This window comes from Acidimicrobiia bacterium (assembly GCA_016650365.1).
Taxonomy (GTDB): domain Bacteria; phylum Actinomycetota; class Acidimicrobiia; order Spongiisociales; family JAENVV01; genus JAENVV01.
In genome coordinates, this window is sequence record JAENVV010000012.1 from 1 (window position 1) to 7,700 (window position 7,700).

General features: G+C 59.1%; 6 protein-coding genes. All 6 read left to right on the forward strand.

Features of this window, described 5'->3' with window-relative positions:
• Positions 1–184: 184 nt before the first annotated feature.
• The gene (locus JJE47_00820) at positions 185–1,450 is read left to right on the forward strand and encodes a hypothetical protein (protein ID MBK5265953.1); all 1,266 of its coding nucleotides are present in this window, start codon (positions 185–187) and stop codon (positions 1,448–1,450) included.
• Positions 1,451–2,057: 607 nt separating this feature from the next.
• Complete coding sequence (locus JJE47_00825) at positions 2,058–3,773, forward strand: CocE/NonD family hydrolase (protein MBK5265954.1); 1,716 nt, start codon at positions 2,058–2,060, stop codon at positions 3,771–3,773.
• A 179-nt stretch (positions 3,774–3,952) separates the two neighbouring features.
• Positions 3,953–5,077 (forward strand): ABC transporter substrate-binding protein, encoded by a 1,125-nt coding sequence (locus tag JJE47_00830; GenBank protein MBK5265955.1) that lies wholly within the window; start codon positions 3,953–3,955, stop codon positions 5,075–5,077.
• Between the two features lie 5 nt (positions 5,078–5,082).
• A complete protein-coding gene (locus JJE47_00835) occupies positions 5,083–5,895 on the forward strand; it encodes an ABC transporter ATP-binding protein (GenBank protein ID MBK5265956.1) in 813 nt (270 codons plus the stop codon).
• The gene (locus tag JJE47_00840) at positions 5,892–6,764 is read left to right on the forward strand and encodes an ABC transporter permease (GenBank protein MBK5265957.1); all 873 of its coding nucleotides are present in this window, start codon (positions 5,892–5,894) and stop codon (positions 6,762–6,764) included. Before JJE47_00835 ends, JJE47_00840 begins: the two co-directional genes overlap by 4 nt.
• Before the next feature lie 29 nt (positions 6,765–6,793).
• Positions 6,794–7,700, forward strand: a 907-nt coding sequence (locus JJE47_00845; protein MBK5265958.1) for a glucose-6-phosphate isomerase, incomplete at its 3' end; no start/stop codon positions are given.

Sequence of the window (7,700 nt, forward strand, 5' to 3'; positions counted from 1 at the left end):
GACGCCCTTTGATGGCTCTTGGCGTTTTGTGATGGGCACAATCGATGCCCGCACGTTCAGGAGTCCTCCGACCGGTGGGATATTGTTAACACTATTTAGAGGGGGCGCGCAGTATCCGGCTGACTGCAACAACGTAGGCCACCGGGTCGACATTTTCAAAGGTTCGTTCGGAGCGGGAGGAGGTGTGACTACTGACGTCGGCTGCAGCGTCAATTCGGATGAGTCCGCCTTGTTTGAAAAGGCGTTCAGGAGATCCGACTCGATCCGGCTCGATGGATCGGACCTGGTTCTGAGCGGTGCCGAAGTCGAGCTTCGGTTCGCCCCACCTCAAGAGCCCGACACCCTTGGGGAGCCGCTCTTGACTGCGGCCGGTGAGCGTCTCAGCTTCGAGGTTCCGGACGGCCGCGACCGCACAGGCCACTACATCATCACGTCCTCGATGGAGGATTCCGCGCTGAGCGTTTTCTATTTACTCACGGCCGACACCCCGGGAGCTACGACTCCGGCTTCGTGGCAGTTGTGGGCTGGCGAACCCGACGTACAGCCAGAAAGAGTGACCGGGCCGGGCCCTGACACGGTCGTGATACCCGACAGCATCCGAGATGGAGACTACGGCCTGTGCTCACCGTATTGGGAGCCCCGCCAGTTCTGTTTCACCCTCCAGGTGCGTCCAGCCAGTGCCCCTTGGATCATCACCGCCGGCCACGACGGGGTAATCCTTCACGACCGCAACGGAACCTCCAAGGCTTTGACGACTGTGGCGTCCCGGACAGCCTTCTACGTGGCCGACCGCCTGATCACCCAACCCGACGAACAGCCTGAGAGGCTCCTGATCGTCGACGCGGACGGTGCCATCTCCGACATACCACTCCGACCCGGGGAAAGCCTCTTGGACGTCGCCCAATTCGATGGTCGTACCCACGCTCTCACCTCTGACCCGTCCGGGACCTTCATCCTCGACATCGACTCGGGCAGCTGGGTACCGGTTGGGCCGGCTGCCACTGACGCTCGCTTCGCCGGGACGGTCATCTTGGTCCGTACCTTGACGGATACGCTCCGGATCATCCAGCCAGACGGAACGGTTATATGGGAACGACAACTCGATCCCGAAACAATGGTCGTTCCCGACCATGACGGCCACCTCCGACTCGACACATTCGGCGTCCTCAACACAGACGCCGCGCCAGAACCGTACTTCCAGTACCTCACAACCGAACTCGTCGATCTGACCACCGGCGAAACCGTCGACACATACGAACGCGAAATCGCCATCCCCGACGAAGGCCAACAAATTGCTGAACCGTGCCTCAGGGCCGAGTTCCAAGGCTCGCTGCTTTTGTGCCCCCAACCGGACGGTCGAATCATGACCCTCGAGGTCGACGGAGGCGACAGCCGGACTCTCGTCCCCAACGCCACCACCGCAACCTACGCCCGCCCGATCTCGCGATGACAGGGCAGGTTCGATGGTGACGACGTCGAGGGGTGGGTGGCTGCCGGGCCTCAGCCCTCAGGACGCGCTCAGGACGCGATTCATCGAAAAACAGTGCAAAAGGTTGGAAACCGACGAAGGCTAAAAGGCCAGGTCAGAGGGTATTTTTGAGTGTTTCGCCAGGTCAGAATATCGGGCCCTTTCGGACTGTTAATCCGTAGGTTGTGAGTACGAGTCTCACCCCCGGAGCACCCAAGACCCCTACTCAGCGGGGGTTTTGGCTTCTCTGCGATTAGGTCGATGATGTTGCGCAGGACGCGCTCGTGATGCGATTTGATCGTGGAGTGGGTGTCAAGACGGTCCATGACCCTCTCGAAAGCCTCACCGCGGCGCTCGACCAGAGCTCGACCCAGGCCGCTGCAATCGACCATCCCGGGCCGACCATTGCTGACGATCTTGACCCGTACGGACCGCCCCCACCCAGCAGTGATTTGCCGCCCGGGTCGCCTGGCGGCTGGGAGCGGCATTGGTTGTGGCCTGCGGCTAGGTTCCTGTTCGTGTTGGACGCATTGGAGGGATCAAATTGCAAGAGCCAGACGTGACGGCCCGGACCGAAGTGCGAGATGGGATGCGCATCACCTGGCACCAGCCGATTCTTATGGATGACGGCACGGTGCTCAGGGCGGATGTGTTTCGACCGATCGAGGACGGTAGGTATCCCGTGATCCTGACTTATGGGATCTACGCCAAGGGAGTCGCCTATCAGGAGGGATACCCTCTCCAGTGGGCGAAGATGGTGGCGGATCATCCCGAGATTCTCCAAGGCTCGACCAACAAGTATCAGAACTGGGAGGTGACCGACCCGGAGCGCTGGGTCCCCGATGGGTACGTTTGTGTGCGCGTTGATTCGCGAGGGGCCGGTTGGTCCCCCGGCTTCATGCAGCCAAACTCTCCGAGAGAGATCGAGGATCTCTACCAGTGCATCGAATGGGCGGGGACCGAGTCCTGGAGTAACGGCAAGGTGGGAATGCTGGGGATTTCGTATTACGCCAGGAACCAGTGGCGGGTGGCCACCATGCAGCCTCCCCATCTGGCAGCGATCATTCCCTGGGAAGGGGCGAATGATCCGTATCGCGATTCCGGCTACCACGGTGGCATTCTCAGCCAGTTTCAGGAGCTGTGGTCGAAGGTTCAGGTGGTCAACGTTCAGTACGGGCGTGGTGACCGAGCTCGAACAAACCCGAATACCGGTGAGTCGGTAGCCGGACCCGTCACGTTCTCCGACGACGAGTTGGCCGCCAACCGGGTAAACGCTTATGAAGAGTTGAAGAGTCACCCGCTCTATGACGATTGGCACCGTGCCGGGGTTGCCGACCTGTCCCTCGTTAGGGTGCCGATGTTGACGTGTGCCAACTGGGGAGGTCAGGGCATCCATCCCCGCGGCAACTTCAACGGGTTTATCGAAGCCGCTTCTGAGCAGAAGTGGCTCGAAGTGCATGGCGATTCTCATTGGTCGTTGTTCTCAAGTGGCTACGGCCTCGATCTCCAGAAGCGCTTCTTCGACCACTTCCTCAAGGAGATCGACAATGGTTGGGAGGTCACGGCGCCGGTGATGCTCAACGTTCGTCACCCAGGAGAGAAGTTTGTCCTCCGGTATGAGAACGAATGGCCCCTGGCGCGTACGGAGTGGACGAAGCTCTACCTCGACCCACAAAACAGAGAGCTCTCGCTCGAAGCGCCAGCTGTGAAGACTTCTGTGACATATGAGGCGCTCGGCGATGGCGTTACGTTCCGGTTTCCCGCGTTCGAGAATGAGACGGAATTGACCGGCCCGATGGCGGCGAAGCTTTTTGTGTCTTCGGACAACCGGGATGCGGATCTGTTCCTCATTGTCCGGGTCTTCGACCCGGATGGCAACGAGGTGACGTTCATGGGGTCAACCGATCCGAATACGCCGATCGCCAACGGGTGGCTGAGGGTGTCGCATCGGGCGCTCGACCAGGACCGAAGCTTGCCGTACCGTCCATACCACCCCCACGATCGGGTCGAGGCGCTGACGCCCGGCGCGGTGTACGAGTGCGATGTCGAGATCGTGGCCTCCTGCCTGGTAATCCCGGCCGGGTGGAGTCTGGCGTTGACGGTTCGGGGCAAGGACTACGAGTACGACGGTGAACTCGGCGAATTTGCCAAGACGTTTCACTATGCCACTCGTGGCACCGGTGGCATGACCCATAACGATCCTGACGACCGGCCTCTGGATATATTCGGGGGCCTGGTTACGCTTCACGCCGGTGACGGCCTGGAGCCGTACCTTCTGGTGCCAGTCATCCCGCCCCAGGCGTGAGTCGGGATAACTGATCTCGACTGATTGCGGTACCCATCGGGCGCGGGATTTGTCCTACCGTCGTCAGAAAAATTGTCGTGTTTTGACGGCATGGAAGGCTCGGACCCGTATCATGCAATATATAGGACGCCGGCTAGCGGTGGCAGTTGCCGGGTACGCTAGCTGCAGAGAGGGAGATCATGGTCACGTCGAGCCAACCATCAACGCCCAGGAACGAACCCGACGACGACTTCTGGGTCACCCGGAGAAACTTCATCAGAATCGGAGGAATGGGGGCTGCTGCTGCCTTCCTTGCGGCATGTGGAGCCAACGGCACCACCACGACCGCCGCGCCGGGCACGACTGCGGCTAGTGGGGCAACGGGTCCTATGTCAAACCTCGCGTCGATCACCATCGGCGACGGCAACCCGAACTTTGCATCTGAATGGACTTACCACACCGCCCTATCGAAGGGTTGGTTGACCGAAGTTGGAATTACCGAACAGAAAGTGATCGTCACCGAGGAGTATGTCGCCGGTTTGATCGGCAAGAGCCTGGATATTGTGCGCGGTGACACCGACACCCTTATCGGCGCAGCAGCTGCCAGTCAGTCGGGTTTGAAGATGATCAGCTTCCACAATGAAGCCGAGTGGCAGATAATGGGCGTTCGGGCCGGGATCGAAACGGCTGAGGATCTGAAGGGCGCCAAGATCAGCGGCGGCGACATCGGTTCTCGCAACGACTTCATTCAACGACGGATTGTGGCCGAACTCGGTCTAGATCCTGATACCGACGTCGAATTTGTTCCGACGTCCGGTGGATCCGACTCCCGGCTGCAAGCGCTGCTGGCGGGCAGTCTTGATGCTGCCAGCGTCTTTCCCCGCCACCGCGGAGCGCTTGAGGGCGCCGGCGGCAAGTTCCTTTACGAGGTCTCGGTCCCTAACCCTCAGGAAGGTTATGCCGCCATGGAGGACTGGCTCGCAGCGAACGGGGACGCGGCAACTGCGTGGCTCACCGCCGAGCTTCGGGGCCGCCAGTACATACTCGATGTCGACAAGAACAAGGACGAGGTTGTCGAAATCATGAAAGGGTACGGTTTCGATCTTCCCCAGGACTTCATCGATGCCTATGCAGACGAAGCCGGCGATCTTTCGGTCGATGGTGGATTCAATCCGGTCCAACTGGACACCCTGATGGACGAGTTCAAGTTGCTCGGGTTCATGGATGAGTCGGTGGAATGGCGCGACCATGTGGACATGACCTACCTGTGGGCTGCCCAAGACGCGCTTGGCATTCCGCGGCGCCCCGATCCGTCGGAGTTATGAGCGATCTGTCTACTTCAGGGCCGGTGATCGAGGCCAAGAATCTGACGGTCGGATACGAAATGGCCCGTGAGCGCCAGAGGCTGACGGCGCTCACGGGAATCAACCTGACGGTTAACCGCGGGGAGTTTGTGGTTCTGGTTGGTCCGTCGGGCTGTGGCAAGACCACCCTCATCAACGCGATCGCCGGGTTGGTTAAGCCTTGGGTGGGGAAGATACTCGTCAATGGCCAGTCAGTGGTGGGTCCGGGCTCGGACCGGGCAATGGTTTTCCAGGACTACGCATTGCTGCCATGGCGCACGGTGAAACAGAATATTCGCCTGCCATTCGAAATGCACAATCGTCATTTGCCGAAAGACGAAGTCGAAGAACGAATATCCCACTACATATCATTGGTCGACCTTGAGGGATTCGAAGACTCGTTTCCCTACGAGCTGTCCGGCGGTATGAAGCAACGGGTTGGAATCGCGCGAGCCCTGGTATCGGGACCTGACATTCTTCTGGCTGATGAACCTTTCGCTGCCATCGATGCGATGACGCGTGAGGCAATGCAATGGGAGCTAGAACGCGTTGTGAGTCAGACCGGCCAAACCGTCGTGTTCATAACGCACTCGATAGATGAGGCCATCGCATTGGGAGACCGGGTGGTGGTCATCTCATACCGGCCGGGCAAGATCAAGGAAATTGTTGATGTCGATCTTCCTCGGCCCCGTTTTGAGCAGGACGTCAAGAGTAGTCCCGAATACGTCAGGCTCCGCGAACATGTGTGGGATCTGGTTCGAGACGAGGCCATCCAGGCAACCCGGGGAAGAGCCCGATGAGCACCCTGCCGGCGGCCCCCGAACCGACCATCGACGACTCCGGGCGAATCGAGACGACGAAGGTCTCTCTCGGATACGTTTGGCGGCGGATCGGGCCTGCAATCATCACCGTCATCAATCTGACGGTCTTCTTCATTGGCTGGGAGATTTTTGCTCGCTCGGGGGTGGTCAACAACATCTTTATTCCCCGACCAAGCGACATGTTCACGACGTTGTGGCAGGGTCTCACTGATCCCGCTCCGGTAGTCACCTTGGGCGGCAACCTCTTGGATCATGTGTTATATAGCCTCCGCAATCTGGGAATTGGGATAGTGATCGCCTGCATAATAGGGATACCCCTCGGGCTCCTGATGGGGGCGAATAGATGGGTCGATACATTGTTGAGTCCCTATGTGTGGGCTATCTCATCCATGCCCCGCATCGCCCTGGTGCCACTTTTCATCATTTTTCTGGGATTTACTGTGAAAATGCATCTCACGGTCATCGTGCTTTCAGCGGTATTCCCCATCATGATCAATTCATGGGCGGGCGTGAAAACTACCGATAAGTCGATGCTGGCCGCCGCCAGAGTATTTGGTGCGAGTCGCCGTGAGCTTTACACCAAGGTGGTGTTTCCTTTCACCCTGCCATTCATCATCGCCGGAATCCAGCAGGGGATCGGCCGCGGATTGGTTGGATTGACCATCGCCGAGATTCTGGGCGGTTCTCGCGGAATCGGTTTCCTTATCCTTCGTTCGGCCGACTCGTTCAACGCGCCGCTCATGTTCGGAGTGCTTTTCATCCTGGTGATCGTATCGCTCACGCTTATCCAGATAACCCGTTGGGTCGAGGCCAAAGTGGCGCCGTGGCGTAATCTCGATCAAATCTGATTTCCGCGAACCGATCTGCGGTCAGCTCGATATGGGAGAACACGTTGCCGTCAATACGGGATACGTCGGAGTGGAAAACACTCGAATCGACTGTTCAAGCCACTGGAACCTTGGATCTGCGTGCCGCTTTCGCGGATGATCCAGACCGGGTGGCCAGCTTGACTTTTGAGGTAGGTGACCTCAACGTCGACTTGTCGAAGCATCTGATAACTGACGAGCTCGTAGGCCAGCTGCTTGCCGTGGCCCGCGCTGCCAGGGTCCCAGAGCAGATCAGAGCGATGTTCGGAGGCGACCACATCAACACGACAGAGGATCGAGCAGTCCTCCATACCGCACTGCGATCCAATCCTGGTGATGTGTTCACCGTCGACGGACACGATGTCGTCGGTGACGTTCACGAAGTCCTTGATCGGATGTCGGCGTTCTCTGACCTGGTGCGATCCGGTGAATGGAAAGGCTTCACCGGGGAGCGAATCCGCTCGGTCGTCAACATCGGCATCGGTGGCTCGGATCTCGGTCCGGCTATGGCCTATCGAGCGCTTCGTCCCTACGTCCATCCTCATATCGGAGCCCATTTCGTCTCGAATGTTGACCCGAATGACCTCGCTTCTGTTCTCGACAAGGTCGATCCGGCCACCACGTTGTTCGTGGTGGCTTCCAAGACGTTCACGACTCTTGAAACGCTGACCAACGCCCGCAATGCTCGAGCCTGGCTGGTGGATCGACTCGGGAGCGATGAGGCAGTCGCCAGTCACTTCGTGGCCGTTTCGACCAACGCCGATGCGGTATCTGCTTTTGGTATCAACCCCGCCAACATGTTCCGGTTCTGGGATTGGGTTGGGGGCCGGTACTCCATGGATTCGGCGATCGGTTTGAGCCTGATGATTGCGGTCGGCCCGGACTCGTTCCGGGAGATGTTGTCGGGCATGCGTGCCA

Bases quoted from the DNA above. Each gene is read 5' to 3' on its own strand.
- JJE47_00825 (MBK5265954.1), top strand. From the start codon at position 2,058: ATGCGCATCACCTGGCACCAGCCGATTCTTATGGATGACGGCACGGTG.
- JJE47_00830 (MBK5265955.1), top strand. From the start codon at position 3,953: ATGGTCACGTCGAGCCAACCATCAACGCCCAGGAACGAACCCGACGAC.
- JJE47_00840 (MBK5265957.1), top strand. From the start codon at position 5,892: ATGAGCACCCTGCCGGCGGCCCCCGAACCGACCATCGACGACTCCGGG.